The sequence below is a fragment of the Shewanella sediminis HAW-EB3 genome, from assembly GCF_000018025.1.
Lineage (GTDB): Bacteria > Pseudomonadota > Gammaproteobacteria > Enterobacterales > Shewanellaceae > Shewanella > Shewanella sediminis.
In genome coordinates, this window is record NC_009831.1 from 1,016,401 (window position 1) to 1,036,934 (window position 20,534).

Annotated in this window: 20 protein-coding genes; 10 read left to right on the plus strand and 10 right to left on the minus strand. The window is 46.8% G+C overall.

Going from position 1 to position 20,534, the window contains the following annotated elements:
• Positions 1 to 51 precede the first annotated feature (51 nt).
• The gene (locus SSED_RS04395) at positions 52 to 342 is read left to right on the plus strand and encodes a putative quinol monooxygenase (protein WP_012141199.1); all 291 of its coding nucleotides are present in this window, start codon (positions 52 to 54) and stop codon (positions 340 to 342) included.
• A 20-nt stretch (positions 343 to 362) separates the two neighbouring features.
• On the opposite strand, the gene SSED_RS04400 is transcribed toward SSED_RS04395, so the two are convergent.
• From SSED_RS04400 to yjjX, 5 genes are all read right to left on the minus strand, one after another.
• Positions 363 to 800, minus strand: coding sequence for a SufE family protein (locus tag SSED_RS04400; protein WP_012141200.1), 438 nt, complete (start codon positions 798 to 800; stop codon positions 363 to 365).
• A gap of 171 nt (positions 801 to 971) precedes the next feature.
• Complete coding sequence (locus tag SSED_RS04405) at positions 972 to 2,183, minus strand: cysteine desulfurase (RefSeq protein ID WP_012141201.1); 1,212 nt, start codon at positions 2,181 to 2,183, stop codon at positions 972 to 974.
• A gap of 196 nt (positions 2,184 to 2,379) precedes the next feature.
• Positions 2,380 to 3,423: an NADP(H)-dependent aldo-keto reductase gene (locus tag SSED_RS04410; protein WP_012141202.1), complete on the minus strand. Its 1,044-nt coding sequence runs from the start codon at positions 3,421 to 3,423 to the stop codon at positions 2,380 to 2,382.
• 224 nt (positions 3,424 to 3,647) lie between these two features.
• Positions 3,648 to 4,706 (minus strand): bifunctional helix-turn-helix transcriptional regulator/GNAT family N-acetyltransferase, encoded by a 1,059-nt coding sequence (locus SSED_RS23880; protein ID WP_012141203.1) that lies wholly within the window; start codon positions 4,704 to 4,706, stop codon positions 3,648 to 3,650.
• Positions 4,707 to 4,898: 192 nt separating this feature from the next.
• The gene (gene yjjX / locus SSED_RS04420; RefSeq protein ID WP_012141204.1) at positions 4,899 to 5,468 is read right to left on the minus strand and encodes an inosine/xanthosine triphosphatase; all 570 of its coding nucleotides are present in this window, start codon (positions 5,466 to 5,468) and stop codon (positions 4,899 to 4,901) included.
• Positions 5,469 to 6,068: 600 nt separating this feature from the next.
• Here yjjX and SSED_RS04425 point away from each other — a divergent pair.
• Positions 6,069 to 7,340 carry an aromatic amino acid transport family protein gene (locus SSED_RS04425; protein ID WP_012141205.1) on the plus strand — a complete coding sequence of 424 codons (1,272 nt, stop codon included), beginning with the start codon at positions 6,069 to 6,071 and terminating at the stop codon, positions 7,338 to 7,340.
• A gap of 84 nt (positions 7,341 to 7,424) precedes the next feature.
• The gene (locus SSED_RS04430) at positions 7,425 to 8,792 is read left to right on the plus strand and encodes an L-serine ammonia-lyase (RefSeq protein WP_012141206.1); all 1,368 of its coding nucleotides are present in this window, start codon (positions 7,425 to 7,427) and stop codon (positions 8,790 to 8,792) included.
• A 62-nt stretch (positions 8,793 to 8,854) separates the two neighbouring features.
• Here the strand turns inward: SSED_RS04430 and SSED_RS04435 are convergent, their stop codons facing one another.
• On the minus strand, positions 8,855 to 9,298 hold the full coding sequence (locus SSED_RS04435) for a GNAT family N-acetyltransferase (protein WP_012141207.1): 444 nt from the start codon (positions 9,296 to 9,298) through the stop codon (positions 8,855 to 8,857).
• A gap of 420 nt (positions 9,299 to 9,718) precedes the next feature.
• On the opposite strand from SSED_RS04435, the gene SSED_RS04440 reads away from it, so the two are divergent.
• Both SSED_RS04440 and SSED_RS04445 read left to right on the plus strand, forming a co-directional pair.
• Positions 9,719 to 10,081, plus strand: a complete 363-nt coding sequence (locus tag SSED_RS04440) for a DUF4234 domain-containing protein (protein ID WP_012141208.1) — start codon at positions 9,719 to 9,721, stop codon at positions 10,079 to 10,081.
• Between the two features lie 316 nt (positions 10,082 to 10,397).
• Positions 10,398 to 11,747: a dicarboxylate/amino acid:cation symporter gene (locus tag SSED_RS04445; RefSeq protein WP_012141209.1), complete on the plus strand. Its 1,350-nt coding sequence runs from the start codon at positions 10,398 to 10,400 to the stop codon at positions 11,745 to 11,747.
• A gap of 114 nt (positions 11,748 to 11,861) precedes the next feature.
• On the opposite strand, the gene SSED_RS04450 is transcribed toward SSED_RS04445, so the two are convergent.
• Positions 11,862 to 12,275 carry an META domain-containing protein gene (locus SSED_RS04450; RefSeq protein ID WP_012141210.1) on the minus strand — a complete coding sequence of 138 codons (414 nt, stop codon included), beginning with the start codon at positions 12,273 to 12,275 and terminating at the stop codon, positions 11,862 to 11,864.
• Positions 12,276 to 12,364: 89 nt separating this feature from the next.
• Here SSED_RS04450 and SSED_RS25135 point away from each other — a divergent pair, with 89 nt between their 5' ends.
• Positions 12,365 to 12,580, plus strand: a complete 216-nt coding sequence (locus tag SSED_RS25135; protein ID WP_012141211.1) for a hypothetical protein — start codon at positions 12,365 to 12,367, stop codon at positions 12,578 to 12,580.
• 17 nt (positions 12,581 to 12,597) lie between these two features.
• Here the strand turns inward: SSED_RS25135 and SSED_RS04460 are convergent, their stop codons facing one another.
• Both SSED_RS04460 and SSED_RS04465 read right to left on the minus strand, forming a co-directional pair.
• Positions 12,598 to 13,542 carry a nucleotidyl cyclase domain-containing protein gene (locus tag SSED_RS04460; RefSeq protein ID WP_012141212.1) on the minus strand — a complete coding sequence of 315 codons (945 nt, stop codon included), beginning with the start codon at positions 13,540 to 13,542 and terminating at the stop codon, positions 12,598 to 12,600.
• Between the two features lie 231 nt (positions 13,543 to 13,773).
• Positions 13,774 to 14,784, minus strand: a complete 1,011-nt coding sequence (locus tag SSED_RS04465; RefSeq protein WP_012141213.1) for a GGDEF domain-containing protein — start codon at positions 14,782 to 14,784, stop codon at positions 13,774 to 13,776.
• A 174-nt stretch (positions 14,785 to 14,958) separates the two neighbouring features.
• Between SSED_RS04465 and SSED_RS04470 the strand changes: the two genes are divergently transcribed.
• Together SSED_RS04470 and SSED_RS04475 are read left to right on the plus strand one after the other, a co-directional pair.
• Positions 14,959 to 15,516, plus strand: a complete 558-nt coding sequence (locus tag SSED_RS04470) for a GNAT family N-acetyltransferase (RefSeq protein ID WP_012141214.1) — start codon at positions 14,959 to 14,961, stop codon at positions 15,514 to 15,516.
• A gap of 13 nt (positions 15,517 to 15,529) precedes the next feature.
• Positions 15,530 to 15,919: a hypothetical protein gene (locus tag SSED_RS04475; protein WP_012141215.1), complete on the plus strand. Its 390-nt coding sequence runs from the start codon at positions 15,530 to 15,532 to the stop codon at positions 15,917 to 15,919.
• A 77-nt stretch (positions 15,920 to 15,996) separates the two neighbouring features.
• Here the strand turns inward: SSED_RS04475 and SSED_RS04480 are convergent, their stop codons facing one another.
• Positions 15,997 to 16,962 carry a response regulator transcription factor gene (locus SSED_RS04480; protein WP_012141216.1) on the minus strand — a complete coding sequence of 322 codons (966 nt, stop codon included), beginning with the start codon at positions 16,960 to 16,962 and terminating at the stop codon, positions 15,997 to 15,999.
• A 90-nt stretch (positions 16,963 to 17,052) separates the two neighbouring features.
• Here SSED_RS04480 and SSED_RS04485 point away from each other — a divergent pair, with 90 nt between their 5' ends.
• Together SSED_RS04485 and SSED_RS04490 are read left to right on the plus strand one after the other, a co-directional pair.
• Positions 17,053 to 18,681, plus strand: a complete 1,629-nt coding sequence (locus tag SSED_RS04485) for an FAD-dependent oxidoreductase (protein ID WP_041421971.1) — start codon at positions 17,053 to 17,055, stop codon at positions 18,679 to 18,681.
• Between the two features lie 26 nt (positions 18,682 to 18,707).
• Positions 18,708 to 20,438 carry a thiamine pyrophosphate-binding protein gene (locus SSED_RS04490; protein ID WP_012141218.1) on the plus strand — a complete coding sequence of 577 codons (1,731 nt, stop codon included), beginning with the start codon at positions 18,708 to 18,710 and terminating at the stop codon, positions 20,436 to 20,438.
• Positions 20,439 to 20,534 lie beyond the last annotated feature (96 nt).

Here is a 20,534-nt window from a genome sequence, read left to right on the forward strand (position 1 = left end):
GTGTGGCTCTCTATAATTGTTGCTAATTCGAACAAGTATAGAGAGTGAATTATGAGTGTATTAACTGTTGTTGCCCGTATCGAAGCGAAACAAGATCGAGTGGAACTCGTGAGATCTGAGCTGCTGAAACTGATTGAGCCGACACGTAAGGAGCAAGGCTGTCTGCAGTACGATCTGCATCAAGATAACGAACGCCCTGAACTCTTTGTGTTTTATGAAGGCTGGGAAAGCAAGGTACTATTGCAGACTCACCTTGCTAGTGGTCATATTGAGGCATACCTGAAAGCCGTTGAGGGGGCGGTAGCAAGCTTTGTTATCAGCGAGATGACAAAAATTGGCTAACGATTGGGCGCCATTCGCTTCTAAGCTGACGCCTTAATCGCCTTGGCCAAGGCGAACAATCCATTGGTGCGAGACGGGCTAAGTTGACCCGTTAATCCTAGCTGGTCAAAGTAGCCCTCTATATCAAAATTGGCTATCTCTTCTGAGCTTTTACCATGACAAGCGGCTAGCAGCAGAGCAACCAATCCTTTTACGATACGGGCATCGCTGTCGGCCAGGAAATAATGTTTGTTGTCGATCTTTTGGTGGTACAGCCAGGCATTACTCTCGCATCCTCTGACTTGAGCCTGTTCTATACGAAACTCCTCGCCTAGCTTAGGCAGAGTTTTCCCAAGCAGCATTATTTGACGATAGCGCTCTTGCCAATTATTGGCGTTCTCAAACAGAGGTAATATCTCACTGCTGTCGAGTTTCAGTGCTAAAAAAGCTTCTGTGGCGGGCTGTGCAGCTTGACTCATACTTGACCTGAATGCTGTTAATTAAAATAATTTGCTAGAACCTAGAACCTAGAACCTAGAACCTAGAACCTAGAACCTAGAACCTAGAACCTAGAACCTAGAACCTAGAACCTAGAACCTAGAACCTAGAACCTAGAACCTAGAACCTGGAACCTGGAACCTGAAATTTTATTATAACAGCAACTCTTTTACCGATGTGAGTGCGGTGATAAAGTTGTCGATATCATCTTTGCTGGTATAGACGCCGACCGACGCTCGACAGCAGCCTTTGATCTGCAGACTCTGCATCAATGGCATGGCGCAATGATGACCACAACGAACCGCGATACCCTGTTGATCTAATAGTATCCCTACGTCCTGATGATGCTCCCCTGCCAGATTAAATGCCACAGCACCGATATTATCCTTATGAGCACCATATAGGGTGATGTCGCCTAACTGCTCGAGTTGTGATTGTAAGTAACAGATTAACTCACTTTCCTGCCTGGCTGTTTCAACGCTCGGCAGTTCATCGATAAAGGCAATGGCTTCGCCCAGACCTATCACTTCGGCGATCGGCGGTGTTCCCGCTTCCAGCCTGTTCGGCAGAATGTTGAATTCGGTTGCCTCGAAGCTGACGGATTTGATCATCTCACCGCCGCTTATCAAGGGGGCAAGGGTATCTAATATTTCATAACGGCCATAAAGCACGCCAAGCCCCGTCGGGCCATACATTTTATGGGCGGAGAACACGTAGAAATCACAATCGATACTTCGGACATCGACAGCCAGATGAGCAATTGCCTGCGCGCCGTCGACTAAAGTGAGCGCGCCGGCTTGTTTGGCGCGAGCTATCAGGGAGCTAACCGGATTGAGCGTCCCCAAGGCGTTAGAGACATGGCTCAGTGCGACAATCGCTGGCTTGTCTCGCAGCAGGGTGTCATAGGCTGTTTCATCTAAGCGGCAATCTTCAGTCAGAGGAATGGGTTTGACAATTGCGCCGGTACGCTGGGCCAACTGCTGCCAAGGGACGATATTGGCGTGATGGGCCGCGGTATCGATTAGGATTAGGTCGCCCTTTTTAATCTGAGTCGTTAATCCATAGGCCACCATATTGATAGCTTCGGTGGTGCCGTGAGTGAAGATTACCTCTTCCCGGCGCTCTGCATTGATGAAGCGCCTAAGAGTGTCACGCACCGCTTCATATTGACTCGTGGCCCTGCTTGACAGTTGATGCGCGGCTCTGTGAACGTTCGCATTATCTTTCTCATAATATTGAACCATGGCATCCAGGACTCGCTTGGGCTTCTGGCTGGTGGCCGCCGTGTCCAGGTAGCACAGTGGATACCCCTCTAAGGTCTGCTCGAGAGTAGGGAATTGAGCACGCAGCTGGGTAAAGTCCATGGTTTAATCCGCTAGTTCATAACAAAAAAGGCGTTGTGATCTTCGGAGATCTCAACGCCTATTGCAAGTGGCTTTTATGTTTGACTCTTAATGAGTCACTCGTCGCATTTTATCTAATCAGCCGGAGTATGTTTCAGGACTCCGCTTTTGACTCTGCTTATAACTCAAAGCTTATAACTGTCTTTACTCTTACTTTTTACGGGCAAGGTAGTCTATAAATCTGAGCCAGCTCATCCAGACGAATAAGTAACTCGGGTGAGATACAGGTATTGATGCTGTCGATGTTCTCCTTTAACTGCTCGATACTCGTTGCGCCAATGATATTGGAGGCGACAAATTTACGTGAGTTAACGAATGCCAGGGCCATCTGGGCTGGGCTCATATGGAACTCTCTAGCCAACTCGACATAAGCCTTGGTCGCTTCGAGTGCCATCTGACTGCCGGTATAGCGTGCAAAGCGTTTAAACAGGGTCAGTCGTGCGCCTTCTGGCCATTGGTCATCGAGGTATTTACCGCTTAGTGCCCCGAATGCCATAGGTGAGTAGGCTAAAAGTGGCACCTCTTCTCGATGGCTTATCTCTGCCATGCCCACCTCAAAACTGCGGTTTAGCAAGTTATAGGGATTTTGGACACTAATGACACGGGGGAGATCGTGCTTTTCTGCCAACTGCAGGTACTTCATCAGACCCCAAGGCGTTTCATTGGATACGCCTATGTAGCGGATTTTTCCTGACTTGACCAAGTCGGCCAATGCTTCAAGCGTGTCTATGATAGGGGTTTGTTTCTCATTATCATCGATCTGTTGATAAGAGAGCTCACCGAAAAAGTTAGTGTTTCTGTCCGGCCAGTGGATCTGATATAGGTCTATGGTGTCGATTTGAAGTCGTTCCAGTGAGGCATCGACCGCTTCATGAATATTACGCCAGTCCAGGGCCATATTCGGTCGAATATAGTCACTCTTGCCACCGGGGGCCGAGACCTTAGTGGCGATGACAAGATTATTACGATTGCCACTTTTCTTAAGGTAGTTACCTAATATTCGCTCTGTCTCTCCCTGAGTCTCTGCCTTGGGAGGGACCGGATACATCTCTGCCGTGTCGATAAAGTTGATCCCTTCACCTATGGCATAGTCGAGTTGGGAAAAAGCTTCCTGTTGGGTATTCTGCTCACCCCAAGTCATGGTACCTAAGCAGAGTTCACTTACATCAAGGCTGGAATGTGGGATACGTCTATATTCCATAAAATCTCCACTCTATTTTGGCGCAAATTGCGCAACGAGAATCATTTGAGGCTAACAAGGTTTTGGGGGAAAGACTAGATATATTGGAAGGCGGCGGTGCCCATTCGACGGCTTCGCAAGCTTTAGTCTTTTTCAATAGCCCGAAGGGCGTCGTCTTAGGTTCTGCAGCGAAGCGTCGATTAGCCCTTAGGGCATCGCATTGGTTTATATAGCGAAGCGTCGTCTCAGTTTTTCGTTAACTTCAATAACATCGGCATTTCACAGGCGTCATGGCCGGTATTGCCTAGGTGAGACTGCAGATGTTCGAAGCCAATTGATTCATACAGCTTAACGGCTTCATTTAGGCAAGCAGTGGTCTCTAAGTAACAGGAGTGATAACCGCGTTCACGAGCGAAGTCGATCGCCTGATAGGCGAGGCGTCTCGCTAACCCCTTACCGCGAAGTTGGTGTGAAAAATACATCTTCTGAAGCTCGCAAACTCCATCTTCGAAAGCGCTCTTTGACTCAGGCTCTGATTTAATACCATCACTTTCAACAGGGTTCGCTTTAGCGTTTAGTGGTGCAATCCCCCCGCCGCCCAGTAATACACCATCCTCCTCTATCACCCAGTAGCAGGCATTTTCGGCTCGATACTCCTGGCTGAGGGAGTCCAGAGTGGGATCTGATACACCATAGCCTTTGTCAGCAGTGAGACCATATTCGGCAGATACTTCGCGAATGATCTGAGCCATAGCTTCATCATCTTTTGGCTTTATCTCGCGGATGGTCAATCCCTGTTGAGCTTGAGAGCGGCAAATCGCTTTGTGATATAGGGTTATTGCACTCTCTATCTGTTTTGTCTCTTCGGTTGAAAGTTGCGACAGGATCTGTTCGAACACAATGTTTTGCTGCAGATCCAGCTTGTGAAGCAACTTTTTCCCCTGGGGGGTCAGGTGGGCGAGTAAACTTCTGCTGTCTTTGGGGTTGCTCTTAGTTTGCGCAAGCCCTTTTTCCACCAAGTTTGTGATGGCTCTACTGGCATTAGACTTATCTATGTTGAGTGTTTGGGCGAGTTGTTTTATTGGAATTGCCTGATGCCTGAGCTCGATCAACGCGTGGGCTTGAACCGGAGAGAGTGGCAGATCGCCACACGCCGAATTGAGCATGCCTAATTGCCTGACTAAGTGTCTCGATAGTGTTCTAAGGCCAGAGCCCTGTACCTGCTCAGCCTTGTCTTTGCTAAAAATATCACTTTTGCTATTCAACACTGCTACCCAACCCTCTTGATTAGTTGCGACTAACATCTAAATGCCTAACCTAGAGGGTAATGAGAAAGAATGCAAGTGATTTGCGAATCAGATTTTTCTTGAAGGCGGTCCTGGTGAATAGCATATGGCGATGAGCTAAATAATTTCAGTCTAAACACTCTATCTCTAAACACTCTATCTCTAAACTAGGGAGTTACCGGTAAAAATGCAAGTCATTACTGATTGGTATTAGTCTTGATATAGCTCAGGGTTTAATAGTGGAGCCATGGCAAGGATGAGTGCCTGAGTATAGATACTTTCACGGGTTGCGTGCCCTTTAGTCAATAGTCCTATAGCCCCACCTTGTTGCTTAATATTTTTGGTATTAAATAGTCTATCCATGACATCGCCAAGTTCTTCACCTGCGGCTAATGAGCGGTAGATGCATGAGGGGAGTGGCAAGAGTGCGCTGCGACCGACGGAAACTTGATTGGCTGTGGCAACAACAATATAGGCAAACGTTGCCGGGCCATGTTCAAAGTTATCGACTCCACCTTCCATCGCAACAAACAGCTCTGCTGAGTGAACGTTTGAATTGACTAATGATTGGCAGTAGGTGACTCGGTTGATTGCACCCTGTCGGGTTTCCACTTCGGTCATTGGCTGGTCGGGAACCATGGAGGGAGCGTGAATACCTATGCACTCAATATGTGTTTCCGGAAAGATCTGACAAATGGCCACTTTGGCAGCATTGATCTTTACCGGATTGGTCGAACCAATCAGCACCCTTATTTTCTTCAGATTGGCGATCTCTTGCATGTTTATCTCTTTCCTATTTGTCGATTATCGTGTCTGACTCGAGTGAGTCATAGCTAAAACATGGGGTTAGGTCTTCTTTGAAAAATATACTACTCCCCGTCACTAAAAGTGTCACTAAAAGCGATGTCTGCTAGTTGAACTTTTTATATGAAAACTTATTTCAGAGGGTATCGCTAGCCCTGTCTATTTTTATAGCGAAAACAACTGTGATTTATCTCAAGCTTTACGGTTTGATTGCTGGGTGGCTTCTCGAAATACTCCGTTTCTGCGATGTCGCTCGTAACTCGGGGTTAAATCTCTGATTCCAGAATATCACCGATAGGTAATACATGTGATTCCCATGTTAACCCCAGGTTCAACCAGGTTGCTCAAGTGGATGTAACATGAAAATTTAGAACATCATAAATTAGACATTGATCCCAATATCAGCTTGTTCTGAAATTTGATTACAAAACCCGGTTCTAGATCAATTTTTCACGATTTCATATCTATATTCTTGCCCCGAAATTTGCTCTTACTTCGAAGTGAGCGATTCATCTCGAAGTTACTGTTTATACCAAGAACACCAAAGGTGTCATTAGCACCTCAAAGGTAATATTTATGCAAGAAGAAGCGATTAATACCCAAGTGCAAGAAGCTGGCCGTCAGGGTTGGACACGTCAGGATACAACTTGGATGTTGAGTCTATTTGGCACCGCGGTAGGTGCAGGTATTCTTTTCCTACCAATTAATGCCGGTATGGGAGGCTTTTGGCCGTTGGTCATGATGGCGGTCATCATCGGTCCTATGACCTATCTGGCTCACCGTGGTTTGTCTCGATTTGTCTGTTCTTCACAGAGGGAGAGCAGCGATATCACTCACGTAGTTGAAGAGTATTTTGGTGTTGGGGCCGGTAAGGCGATAACCTTACTTTACTTCTTTGCTATCTTCCCAATCGTTTTGATCTATGGTGTCGGTATTACCAACACTATCGATAGTTTCATCGTTAACCAACTTGGAATGGCTTCACCTCCACGTTGGATATTATCGGGTGTGCTTATCTTGGGTATGATGTCGGTGATGGTTTCCGGCGAGAAGTTCATGTTGAAAGTGACTCAATTCCTGGTATACCCACTGGTTGCAATTTTGGCCTTTATGTCTTTCTACCTTATTCCTAGCTGGAAGATGGATGCACTGACACAGGTGCCTGCTGCCGGAGAGTTCTTAGGTACAGTTTGGCTAACCATTCCGGTACTCGTGTTTGCTTTTAACCATTCTCCTGCCATTTCACAGTTCTCTGTCTCTTTGAAGCGTGAGCACGGTAAGAATGCATCAAATAAAGCCGATGTGATTCTACGTAATACAACTATGATGTTGGTTGGTTTCGTGATGCTGTTCGTCTTCTCTTGTGTGCTTTCCCTAAGCCCCGAGCAGCTTGCAGAGTCTAAAGAGCAGAACTTAGCGATCCTATCTTATCTGGCAAACGTTCATGAGAGCGGTTTTGTGAGCTACTTTGGTCCTATCATTGCGACTATTGCAATTCTGTCTTCTTTCTTCGGTCACTACATGGGTGCTGCTGAAGGTCTGAAAGGACTTATCACTAAGCAACTGGCCAGCAGTAAGAAAGAAGTCTCTGGTAAGAAAGTGGATAAGTTTATTCTTGGCTTCATGTACTTCACCATTTGGGGTGTCGCCATCATCAACCCAAGCATCTTAGGTATGATTGAAGCGTTAGGTGGTCCAATCATCGCCGCAATTCTTTACCTGATGCCAATGTATGCTGTTTACAAAGTGCCGGCACTGAAAGCTTATCGCGGTCGTATCAGTAACATCTTCGTTGTCATTGCAGGCCTGTTAGCCATGACGGCAATTCTATTCGGCATGTTGTCTTAATTTCTAAGTCATTCATCATGCTTGTTATAGGGTCAGTACTGTTTTAGTACTGACCCTTTCCTGCTTTTTTAGAGGTTGTTTATTATGTTTAGCGCATTTGATATTTTTAAGATAGGTGTGGGTCCATCGAGTTCACACACTGTCGGGCCGATGAAGGCCGCCAAAGAGTTTGTCGATGAGTTACGTCAACGCGGTGAGTTGAAACAGATCACTCGCGTGAGTGTCGATATCTATGGTTCACTCTCCCTGACGGGCAAGGGACACCATACCGATACCGCCATCTTAGTCGGCTTGGGAGGTAACCTTCCCGAGAGTGTCGATATCGAGTCTATTCCAGAATATATACGTCAGATTGAGCTGACTTCAACCTTACCTTTAGGTGAAGAAGCCCTCAATGTCGCATTTCCACAAGGTTCAGTTACATTCCATGAACATGCGCTTCCATTGCATGAAAATGGTATGTCACTGCACGCCTGGATTGGGGATACTTGTGCATTTAGTAAGACTTACTATTCGACGGGTGGTGGCTTTATTGTCGATGAAGAGCATTTCGGACTGGCTGCGGCTAATGAAGTGATCCTTCCCTACCCATTTGCCTATGCGTCAGAGCTGCTTGAGACCTGTAAGCGTGAAGGGCTCAGTATTAGCGCGCTGATGATGGAAAATGAGAAGGTTTTCCACAGCGAAGCGGCCATCTATGAAGGCTTTGGTGCCGTTTGGGATACCATGAAAGCGGGTATCGAAAGAGGTTGTCAGACTGAGGGGGTGCTTGCCGGTCCTTTGAGAGTCCCACGCCGAGCGCCTGCACTTTATCGTCAACTGGTTACTGGTGAGCGCCTCTCTTCAGATCCTATGGTTATTATCGACTGGGTTAATATGTTTGCCCTTGCGGTCAGTGAAGAAAATGCCGCTGGCGGTCGTGTTGTGACCTCTCCAACCAACGGCGCTGCGGGTATCATTCCTGCGGTAATGGCGTATTACGATAAGTTTATTCAGCCTATGGGCAAGCAAGAGTATACGCGCTTCTATCTTGCCGCTTCTGCAGTCGGTTCGCTCTATAAGCGTAACGCTTCGATTTCCGGTGCCGAAGTGGGCTGCCAGGGAGAAGTTGGTGTTGCTTGTTCGATGGCGGCCGCTGGTTTAGCTGAGATCATGGGGGCTAGCCCTTCTCAGGTGTGTATCGCAGCAGAAATCGGTATGGAGCATAACTTGGGCTTAACCTGTGACCCGGTAGCCGGCCAGGTGCAGGTACCTTGTATCGAGCGTAATGCGATAGCATCTGTTAAGGCTATCAACTCATCTCGCATGGCTATGCGCCGTAACAGTGAGCCCACAGTGAGCCTGGATAAGGTGATCGAAACCATGTACGAGACGGGGAAGGATATGCATGTTAAGTATCGTGAAACCAGTCAAGGTGGTTTAGCGATAAAGGTCACCAGCATCTGTGCTTAAAAATGCCCCTAGGTTCTAGTTTCTAGAACCTAGGCTTTAAACCCGGCAGTTGGATACTTTAATTACTTCTCTTCGTACATCAGATAGTAACTTTGCTCCATGCCCAGAGCTTGGTATGTCTGTTGAGCCTTGGTGTTTTCCTTTTCGACATAGAGTCTGAAACTCGCGGCTCCACCATTTTCTTCTGCAATATCTTTTACCGCTTGATAGAGTTTTCCATAGATCCCCTGACGACGATTTTCAGGACGAATGTAGACGCTCTGGATCCAGTAGTAGTCCTTAGCTCTCCAATCACTCCATTCGAACGTGACCATGAGCGAACCGACGATCTCATTGTCTGCTTCAGCGACCAGATAGAAACCTTTTTCGGGATGACTAAGTAAGGTATTCACGCCTTTATTTAGTAAGTTACTATCTAAAGCAAGCTCTTCAGTTTCCATGGCCATGGCCTGATTAAACTGAATTAAAGCGCTAAGGTCTGACTGTTGGCCTTTTCTTATTTTCATTATCGACTCCATTTTTTTCGAATACTCTACCATGTTCCATAACCGCCTGTTTAGCTTTTATGCTGGCTTGGACTTTAGGGCCTGTTGACCTTTCATGGTTGCTTTTGCAGCGAGTTGTTGACCGTTTATACAAGGCGTAGCTTGTGTGATGTAGTTACTCTACATAAATAAGCGATAACGCAGTAGAAATGGCCAACAAACGCTGCCCTACTGGCTCATCTCAATGAGCTTATTGCTGTGTTACGAGCTTTTCGCTTAACTCATTAGGCGTCATCGCTCGATGCCTTGCACTAAACCCATTGAGATTGAGCAAAATTCAAGCTCGAAAGATAAACAGGCCCTAGGTCATTTGGTCTTTTTTATTCGACTAAAGTCTAACTCTGCTAAACTTTTTAGTAGAGAGGAAAACTGGAGGCGATTATGGCCGCGACTCATCATAAATACCGTGTACATCGTAATTTGTCAGGAAAATTGATAAATAACAGCCATGAGCGAGTGGTTAATAACAGTCATGAGCGAGTCGTTTATCGGAGCCATGAAGCGCGTTCCCCTGGTTATGAGAGGAATAAAGTGGTTCACTTTGCGCTGACTATACTCACTTTTGGTCTGTGGGGGCTGGTATGGTGGTGGTTAATTTTAAAATCTGAAGGCAGAACCGATCAGCTATTTCGCGGTTTCGATGATGCCTATTGGAGTTATTTAATTGAGAGAGAACAACCTCCGGCTGCACTACATAAAATGAAATTTGATGATGAGGGTAGCAAAGGTTTTTTCGATGCTTGATGCATGACTCTACTTAATATTTAGACGTTTGTTTTATACTTATTGTCATTCCTGACCTATGCTGTTTCTGGTTTGTTACACACTTGACGTTGTAATGGGCTGACGCTTAACTTTCCTTGTCTGGTAGGAGTTGCAAGCCTTCTCTGCTTGATATTGATCACTCTCGGTTATTACTGGCTATGGTAAAATCTCGCCCCGTTTTAGTTTGATCCATTAGTCGCCCTGTAAATTTCGCTATCGAGCGGATTTAATGGCTCGCCTCTTCAAATTGACGCATCCAAAACTCTATCGCTTTCTACACTCAAGGTTGAAAATAATGTCTGAACAAAAATCGTCGATCGTTGGCCGTGTCTGGTCACGCTGGATGTCTGTGCCTCTTTGGCTACAAATTCTTATCGGTATGCTTTTAGGTATTGCCACGGGACTCGGTTTAGGTGAGCAAGCGGTTGTACTAAAGCCGATAGGCACGCTTTTTGTTAATACCATTAAGATGTTGATAGTTCCGCTGGTATTTTGCTCTCTTATTGTGGGGGTCACCTCCATGCAAGATACCGCTAAGATGGGAAGGATCGGTTTTAAATCATTTGTTTTTTATCTCGGTACCACTTCGATAGCAATCACCTTAGGGCTAGCGGTCGGACACTTTATGCAGCCAGGTTCAGGCTTGGGAATGCAGGCCGATGCAAGTCTTACTGTGGCCAAAGAAGTGCCCTCAGTGATGGAGACCTTAATTAATATTGTACCGACTAACCCCATTGCTGCTTTAGCGAGTGGACAGATCTTGCAAGTGATTGTGTTTGCGGTCGCCTTAGGTATCTCTCTAGTGTTGATCGGCGATCATGGAAAACCGGCTATTAAGGTGTTTGAAAGTTTAGCCGAAGCCATGTACAAGTTAACCGATATGATCATGAAGCTGGCGCCTTATGGGGTGTTTGGTTTAATGGCATGGGTGGCGGGTGAGTATGGTATTGAGATGCTGCTGCCGTTGATAAAAGTCATTATTGCCGTCTATATCGGTTGTTTCATACACGTCGTGGGCTTTTACAGTGTGGTGCTGAGTGTATTTGCTAAGCTCAATCCTGTGCAGTTTTTTAAGGGGATCAGTAACGCATTGGCAGTGGCATACACCACATCAAGCTCCGCTGGCAGCCTGCCAGCCAGCATGAAATGCGCCAGTGAGTCTTTAGGGATTAACAAGAAGATCTCCAGTTTCGTTTTGCCACTGGGGACGACCATCAACATGGATGGAACGGCACTCTATCAGGGGGTAACAGCCCTGTTTGTTGCGCAGGCCTTTGGCATCGACCTGACCTGGGTGGATTACATCACCATCATTTTAACCGCTACGCTGGCCTCTATTGGTACAGCCGGTGTACCTGGTGCGGGTCTGGTGATGTTGACTCTTGTGCTGACCACCGTCGGCTTACCTCTCGAAGGGGTTGCGTTAATCGCTGGTATCGATAGGGTCCTGGATATGGCACGCACCGTTGTAAATGTATCTGGTGATTTAGTGGCGACGACTGTTATCGCTAAATCGGAAGGTGAGCTTAATGTCGCTCACTATAATGCAGATATGGAACAGAGTGCATTGATAGCGGAGCAGTTAGCCATACAAAATGATGAAGCGGCCATGAACACCAAGTTCAAGGGAGTGGAGCGCGCCTAGTTGCCGGGAGATTGAGACAAAATTAATGCAGAGCAGAGTCTCTTAATCAAATCGTGAGAAAAAAAACCGCCGAATGGCGGTTTTTTTTAATGTTCTTAAATAGGGGCGTCAGTGCTATATCTTACTTAAAACTAACTGGGTGTTTCCTGCTGCATCTTTAAGAAGTAACTTACCCTTGGCAAGCTCCCCGGAGGCAACTTCAGGCATGGCTGCCATCACTCTGCGCTCTTGATCCATTAATGCATCGACGCAGGCTTTCATTGTACTGCCTGCAGGAGTCAGCGTTATCTTATTACCATCAATCGAGTATTGGCCGAAGAAGTTATTGCAGCTGTTATTGCCTGTCAATTTGCCGTCTGGAGCAAAAGTGAGTTGAGCCGGGCTGTAATCGATAACAGGTTTTTCAGTGACCACCTCAATATGCCAGCTTCCCTGAAGAGCAATATCTTGTGGCTGAGTTTCAATGGTACTTTGGCAGGCGGTTAAACCGAGGAGAGCTGCGGCAATCGCATATGATTTTATAGACATTACTGGGATCCAAATTAATATTCACCATATTGTGACAATATTAGTGCAATATAAAAAGCGATAAGTCTTTTTTTGGAGTTAAAAGAGCAATGAAAACCTTAAAGGTGATGCATTGGGTAGGATTATTCATGTTTATCATTGGAGTTTTAGCCTACTTATTTACAGACATGGCATTAGTGATAAGCGGGATGGTACTGGTATCGAGTTTAATCGGTTTAGGCTTGGTGATGATGTCACCCTTTCCCATTGTCATTTTTATACAATGGGCAAGGGAACAGGATAAGAAACGAGACGAGCCAATATAGGGCTACTCAGTATAGGGCTAGCGGGTCGTTTTCTGATGCTCAAGTTTGTTCATGTTTAAGTTCTCTTTAGCCTTTGCCTGCATAGGATCCAGACTGATTTGAATATCTGGCGTAAAGTAACTCTGTCCTGTAACAAGTTTTAAGTTTGGATCCTCTTTAGCTATCTGCTTTTTCAATCTGGAAACAAGGGCATCGAGATTAGATTCATTATCGATGAAGCAGAGGATGATAAATTGCCGGTGACCTACTCTGGCTGACACATCGGCATCTCTGAGGTTGTCGTGAATGATCCTGGCCAGCATGCGTATTCTCTGTCCCTCATCGTCCTTGGAAGACTCGGGTGACTCGTTCATCATCTCTTCGATTAAAATGATCCCGGCGTGGGAGCCAAAACGTCGGCTTAGACTGAGTTGCCTTGGAGCCATTAAGCTGAAACCGTAAGGGTTGAGCATACAGGTTTGCTCGTCCTGTACCGAGAGCATTTTTACCTGCTGCATGAGAAAGACATGCTTCAATTCACCCTGGATCAATGAGGTTGCAGTTTCGACGAGAGGGGTTAATCGCTCACGGTATTTAGCCTGCAGCGGGTCACAGACCAAGATACAACCGAATAGCTCGCCATCTGGCCAAAATATGGGGCGGGATAACACCTGATTAAATTGAGAAAGCTCAGAAGTAAAGTCAGCCCCTGAGGACTTAGTTAGGTTGTAGCCATCGTAGTTATGGATCACGGCTAACAAGCCGGCATCTTCAAAGCCTGTGCCTCCGTTTAAGTGGAAGTTTTGACTCTGACGGGCGCAGACAATTTGAACGCTATCGTTGACCACTTGAAGGATCAGGCAAGCCTGGGATTGGTAAAAATTACTTAATAACTCTACTTGTTGTTGCCACCTTGGCAGGCTAATAGCCGGATGATCTTGCTCCCTTAGCCAAAGTAGGTGATGTGTGCTTTGGGCTAACATAGGCTTTCTCACTTAATGGTGTTTTCATGCTGACTCGTTTATAACCCGTGCCCTGACTTTAAAAATTGATCAGTCAGACTTTTGTTGTAAACGAAAACTTGGTGTTAGCATACCCAACTTAAGTGGTTACCTAAATGTAAACTTGTTGTTTCTTTGAAAAAGATCCACATTCAAATGCTCATCGGATGAGTTGCAGTTAAAATTGAGGTAAGTGCATACTTTGTACAGTTGTTAGTGGCTAATCCGATCATTCTCCTCTCTGTGTTCGGCTTGGGTCTCTTGTGAAGCCTTGGCTTTAACTTGGGCCGCCTCAAGTTTGTGGAGCTCAGATTTGAGTCCTTTTTTCGACTCTTCCAGCATAGGAGCTAGTTTTACTGACGAATCAGGGGTGAAATAATTACAGCTTGAGTCTACATTGAGCTTATCATTTTGTTGAAAAAGCAGTTTTTCTACGCGTTTACCTATGTGAATAAGGTCGCGCTCCGAATCCACAAATACCAGAACAACAAATTGTGTCTCACTATAGTGCGCCGCTATGTCTGCGGTTCGTATCGTATCCTGGATAATGGAACCTAATAAGCGGTTATGTTTATCCTCGATATGTTCTAAAGGGGGCGTTGGGTACAGCTCGAAAAATATTATGCCAGCGGATGCGCCAAAACGCCGACCGAGGCTGAGTTGCCGCGGGGCCATCATGATAAAGCCATACCTATTCAGCATGCCTGTCTCTCTGTCTCTCATCGATAGCGACTCGATACGCTGAGTTTGGCAATAGAGGGTGAGCTCTTGCTGCAATAATATTTGAAAAGGCTCAAGCATAAAGGAGTTTGTTTCATTTGAGGATATTCTGGTGTTGAGCACGCAAATACAACCGAAGTGAGTCCCGTCGGGCCATAAGATTGGGCGGGTCAGCATATTGTCCGCATTGGCAAACACATCCGGCAAAATTAATTTCTTTTGATTGGTCAGGTCGATATTCAACCCTTCTGGCTGTGAGTGAACCAGGCGCTGGAATATTTTATCATCGGGTTCGAAGAGAGTGCCGGTGGTTAATAAGCGGTTCTGACTGATGGAGCTGACGATAACCTCGAAACCACTGCTGGTTTCTTGAATAACAAATACGACATCGGCTTGATAATAGCGTTTCATCAATTCACATTGGTGCATCCAGCGAACTAAATTGAGTTGGGTATTGTCACTCTCAAGTAAACTGATACTTGTATCGACATTTTCAGGAAGCATGGGAACCCTGGCCAAGGTCTGTGGATATTTAGTTAAGTGTGGTAGCCATATCGGATTTATGCAAACTATTGGCAGCAGAAACAGGGGATAGTGAAAGCGTTATAAATGTGGGCTAGGGCTGGTATAATCAGCCCTATCTCAATAAATTTACATTATCAAATCTAGAGTAGAGTGATGAATATCAGATTAGCTCATCTTGGCGATCTCAATCAGCTTCAAGAACTTGAACAAACCAACCTTAACGATGAGTTGAGTGGCTCAGAGCAATCATATGGATTAGATGGGCAAACGTTTGGCTCGGCCGAGCTTAAACTGCTTATTTCAGAGCATTGGATAGTCGTTGCCGAACAGGATAATGGCGAAGGGAAGGAAATTGTCGGTTATGTTATTGCTGGTGGGTGGCGATTCTTTGAATCCTGGCCTGTGTACCGGAATATTCTGAGAAGACTAGGCGACTTCACTGTCGGCGGTACTAAAATAACTAAAGCGAACTCATGTCAATATGGCCCCATTTGGATTAAAAAATCCTGTCGAGGTAAGGGGATTTTTGAGGCCATGGTTAACTACCTTAAGTTACAGGTTCAGCCCAGGTTTCAGTTTATGCTGACGTTTATCGCTGAAGATAACTTGGTATCATTTTCGGCTCATACCAATAAGGCATCGATGCAGGTGCTGGATTTCTTTACCTTCGATGACAGAGACTATTACCTGCTTGCTTTAGCGGCGAAATAAATAGGAGTTTATCATGCACGAGCAACTTAAACGCCTACTGGCTCCCTACGTTGGTGTCACTCTATCTGCGTTCGATAACCTTAAGTTAGTGGTATCTGTGTTAAGCGCCGAAGTGTCCGCGAATCATTCGAGCGAAGAACCACCGGAGCTAAAGCCTGTCGCCTATGAAGCACAGCGTAAATCGGATGTTGGCCTCGAGGTGTTCTATTGTGTCAAATGGCAGGGGGTATGGATCGATTGCGGTCGAATCAATGACTATGCAGCAAGCCCGGCTCTACTCAGTTGTGAGGAGGAGAGCGAAATCGAGATGTCATCACTAAGGGAGCTTAATGTTCCGGTAATGACGATGCAACAAGTGTCGTTTATGTGTATGGAAAGTGCCCATTTCGATCACTGCGAATAGGCGGCCTTGAGCCTTTAAACTATCCCCTTTTGGGCCTGTTTACTAGTTGGGCTCTGGTATTGATGGCTTATCAACGGTTAGTCGTACTGGGAAAATTCGCAGTTGTTGGCAATCAGTATCAATTCACTGCGGGTATGTATCCCTAACTTCATGTAGATACGGTACAGGTGGTTAGAAACGGTTGAGGGTGACAGTTCGAGATCCCGGGCTATCTGTTTGAAAGTCCCTCCTTTGCAAACCCCTGCAACGATCTGTTTCTCTCTCGTCGTGAGCTCATCGAGCTGATTCTTTATCCGTAGGGATATCCGGTAGAGATCGCCCATTCGGGTCTGGTTGAATTGAAGTTCTCCTTCGGTGAACCGGTTATCCTGTGTCGCTATTGGGAATGGAAACTTCTGCTGTGTGGGTGTTTGCAGGTGAGACTCTAAGGTATCGAGAAAACTTGAATCGACACTATGATAGATACCTTCGCAATCACAGATGGCGCAGCAGTGATCGCTCAGGTCTTTCTCCTGTTCATTCAGAGCTAAAAGTTGTCGATGAGAAGCGGCGCTGAGCAGGTGATAGAGTAATCGATTCTGAATGTTTTTCTCATCGGCTGTAAAGCCTTCCTCCCGGTTGTAACGGTAGAGGGTGAGCAAGGTAAAAATACCGCTTCGCTCATCAATATGCAGCGAGCTTAGTATTCGTTCAATGCCAAATGGTTTGAAACAGTTGTGATAAAGCGCGGAGTCATAGAACTCTTCATCCGGGAGTACATCACGCATATCTACCGCTCCTCCCTGAGTCGAAAAGAGCGTTTCAAAGATAGGGTTGATGGCTAAGTTCGCCTTCAACTGGTCGAAGATATCACTCGAGATATCGATGGCGGTTTGTGTATGGAAAGCCTTGGTAGAGACATGCCCCGTTCCCCAGATAGCGCCATCAAAATTGATGACCTGTCGCAGAAAACTTAATGCCCACACCGGAAAATCCTCGAGTGATACTCGCGACGACTCCCGATAGAGCCGACTGATAAACTTGTCGGGGGACACTTTTTTCATATTTAACCCATTAGGTAATTTTTACTATGGCCAGAAGGTGCTATTCATAACAGTATAAATATCATCCATATGCTAGCAGCTGGTAAGAGAATGAGACAAGCTGAAAATTATCAATGCGATACAGTCATCGCCGGAGCCGGTGTCGCTGGTCTGGTTACGGCTCTCGAATTACTCGAGCATGGGCAGACAGTCTATCTTGTCGACCGTGATACTCCGGAGAGGATCGGTGGCCTGGCCAGGTGGGCATTCGGTGGCATGGCATTGTCCGGAACCCCTCAGCAAAGGCAGATGAATATCCACGACGACTCGACCCTTCTGCTTCGGGATTGGCACAGTTTTGCCGAATTTGGTGAAGGTGATATCTGGCCTAAGGCTTGGGCAAAAGAGTATGCCGAACATAATAATGAAAAGGTCTATCGGTGGTTAACTCACTTGGGTCTGAAGTTTTTGCCTGCGGTTAACTGGGTGGAGCGAGGGTTATTTGTCCCCGGTAATTCAGTGCCCCGGTATCATGTGCTGTGGGGGACAGGCAGGGAGTTAGTAGAGACCATAATGGTTAAGTTGGCCCCCTATATCAGACAGGGAAAGCTCGATATTTTTTACCGACATAAGGTTGTGCGCCCCATTAATGATGAGGGGGCCGTCGTCGGCATAGAAGTTGAAAATGAACAGAGCAAGGCTATTTTTTCGATCTCAGCCTCTCATATCGTCATTGCCTGCGGTGGTATCAATGGCAGCAGTGAAAGGGTGAAACAAAACTGGAATGTCCCATGGGAAGAGGTGCCAGAGACGCTGTTAAATGGTGCCAACCCCATCTCCGATGGCCTGCTTCATGACGAGGTTGAGGCACTGGGAGCTCGGGTAACTCATGTCGATAAGATGTGGAATTATGCGGCTGGAATCGCACATCCTCAGGCAGAATTTGAGGGGCATGGTCTAAGCTTGATTCCCTGTAAATCAGCCCTGTGGCTCGATCACCTTGGAAGGCGAATAGGTCCACAACCTCTGGTTACCGGGTTCGACACTCACTATCTGTGTCGGCAGGTCGCAAGGCAGAGTAAGCCCTGGACCTGGCAGGTATTGAACTGGACCATAGCCGTGAAAGAGTTGGCGGTATCGGGGGCTGAGCATAACCCTTCGATCAGAGATAAAAAAATATTCAGCTTTCTCAATGAGATATTGTTCGGTAATCACCGCTTAGTGGAAGAGTTGGCGGAGCAATGTGAAGATTTCATCTGTGCCGACACACTCGATGACCTGACGCATAAGATGAACCTCCTGACAAAGCAAAGCTATATCGATAGTGTAGATTTGGCGCGAGAGATAACTCTGTACGATCAACGAACGGTCGATACCCGGTTGCAAAATGATGAGCAGCTAAGACGTATTAACCATGCCAGACAATGGAGGCCCGATAGGTTGCGAACCCGTAAACCCGGACCTATCTTGTCGGTGGGAACGGGAAAGAGAGATAAGCTTATTGCCATCAGGCTTAAGTTGATTAGCCGTAAGAGCCTTGGTGGGGTACAGACTAACTTATCCAGCCAGGTACTGGATCGGCAAGGCGAGCCCATTGTGGGTTTATATTGTGTCGGCGAGGCCGCTGGGTTTGGTGGCGGCGGTGCCAACGGGGTTCGCTCTTTAGAGGGAACATTCCTGTCGGCTTGTATCTTAACGGCCCGCAATGCGGCGGCTGCGATTATCGACAGTCATAAATAATAAAAACAAAAAACGAGGATATTACATTGAAAAAAACCGCAGCCTGGCTTGTTCGTTATGCACTGGAGCAACTAAATATTAAGTACACCTTCGGTATCCCTGGTGTGCATAACACTGAAATATATGATGAATTGGCACAATCTGACAGCATCGAACCTGTGCTGGTGACCCATGAGGGCCATGGGGCCTTTATGGCCGATGCCGTCAGCAGAAGCAGCGATAGTACTGGTACATTACTTATCGTTCCCGCCGCCGGAGCCACCCATGCCGCCAGCGGTATTGCGGAAGCGTCGTTAGATGGCATCCCTATGTTAGTCATCAGCGGCGGCGTGAGAACCGACTCGAAATATTCCTACCAGCTGCACGACATGGATCAGCATAAGATGCTCGAGCCCATCACGAAAAAAACCTTTAAAGTGACTCGTCATCAGGAGGTGGTAGCCACACTTTTTGAAGCCTTCAGACTTGCCAATGATGGCGAACCCGGGCCTGTGTTTGTGGAGATCCCCGTGAACCTTCAGCTCGATAAGGGGGAGGTCTCAGACCTACCAGTCTACCGGGCGCCGGTAAAGTCATTGAGTCATTCACTCGATGCTCAATTGACTCAAGCGGTAACGCTATTAGCTAACGCAAAAAATCCAGCCATATTTGTGGGGTGGGGGGGCGTAGAGACGAGTGGATGTACCGAGCAGATTGCCGCCTTACTTGGCACTCCGGTTGCGACAACCCTGCAGGGACTCAGCGCATTCCCCGCCAAACATCCGCTTCATACCGGGATGGGTTTTGGCCCCGCCGCGGTTCCGGCTGCGACCAATGCCTTTAAAGCGTGTGATTGTCTGCTCGCCATAGGTACCCGTTTTGCAGAGATTGGCACGGGAAGCTTTGGGGTGACCGTGCCGGAAAATCTGATCCATATCGATATTAATCCGGACGTTTTTAACGCTAATTACCCTGCCAAAGTTGCCATCGAGGGAGATGCGGGCGCAGTGTTAGCCGCTTTGTTGGAGAAGCTCCAAAAAACGCATATCAGGGCGAAAGATGCCGCTGTCATTGAACAGGCAATCAAGCGGGATAAGAAGAGCTATATGGATGAGTGGTTAGCTCACGACAGTGGCGACAGAGTCAATCCGGGGGCATTTTTTCAGCAGCTAAGAGCATCGCTCGATGACGATGCCTATGTGGTTGCCGATGACGGGAACCATACTTTTTTAACCGCCGAGCTCATGCCTTGCTATCTTCCTAAGCATTTTTTCAGCCCCACAGATTTTAACTGTATGGGTTATGCGATCCCTGCTGTCATAGGCACTAAGCTTGCTAACCCCGATAAGCAGGTGGTCGGCATCATAGGTGATGGGGCATTTATGATGACCCAGGCCGAGCTCTTTACTGCATCCTCTCTCGGCATCGGGGCTATCTTTACCATCTTTAACGACGGCGAGCTGGCTCAGATCTCCCAGGCGCAGAAAGTCCCTTACAATGCCGAGACCTGTACTGTACTCCCCGAGTTTAAGTTTAAGGCCTTAGTCGAGGCTGCGGGATGCCGGTACATTCGACTGCAGAGCAATGAGGAGATAAGTGAAAAGATAGCTGAAGCACTGGCCTTGTCTGAAGAGAATATTCCAGTGGTACTCGATGTGAATATTGATTACAGCAAGAAGACCCGCTTTACCAAAGGGATCATCTCAACCAATCTGAACCGAATGAATCTGCCGACCAAAGTCAGGATGATCAGCAGGGCGTTGTGGCGAAGGCTATAGTGTCCTACTCGATCATTGGTTTTTACGAATCAGATGAAGGCTGTAGTGCCTTCTGGAACACTGGTTTTTACCAGTCAGGCGGAGAGTATAGTGCCA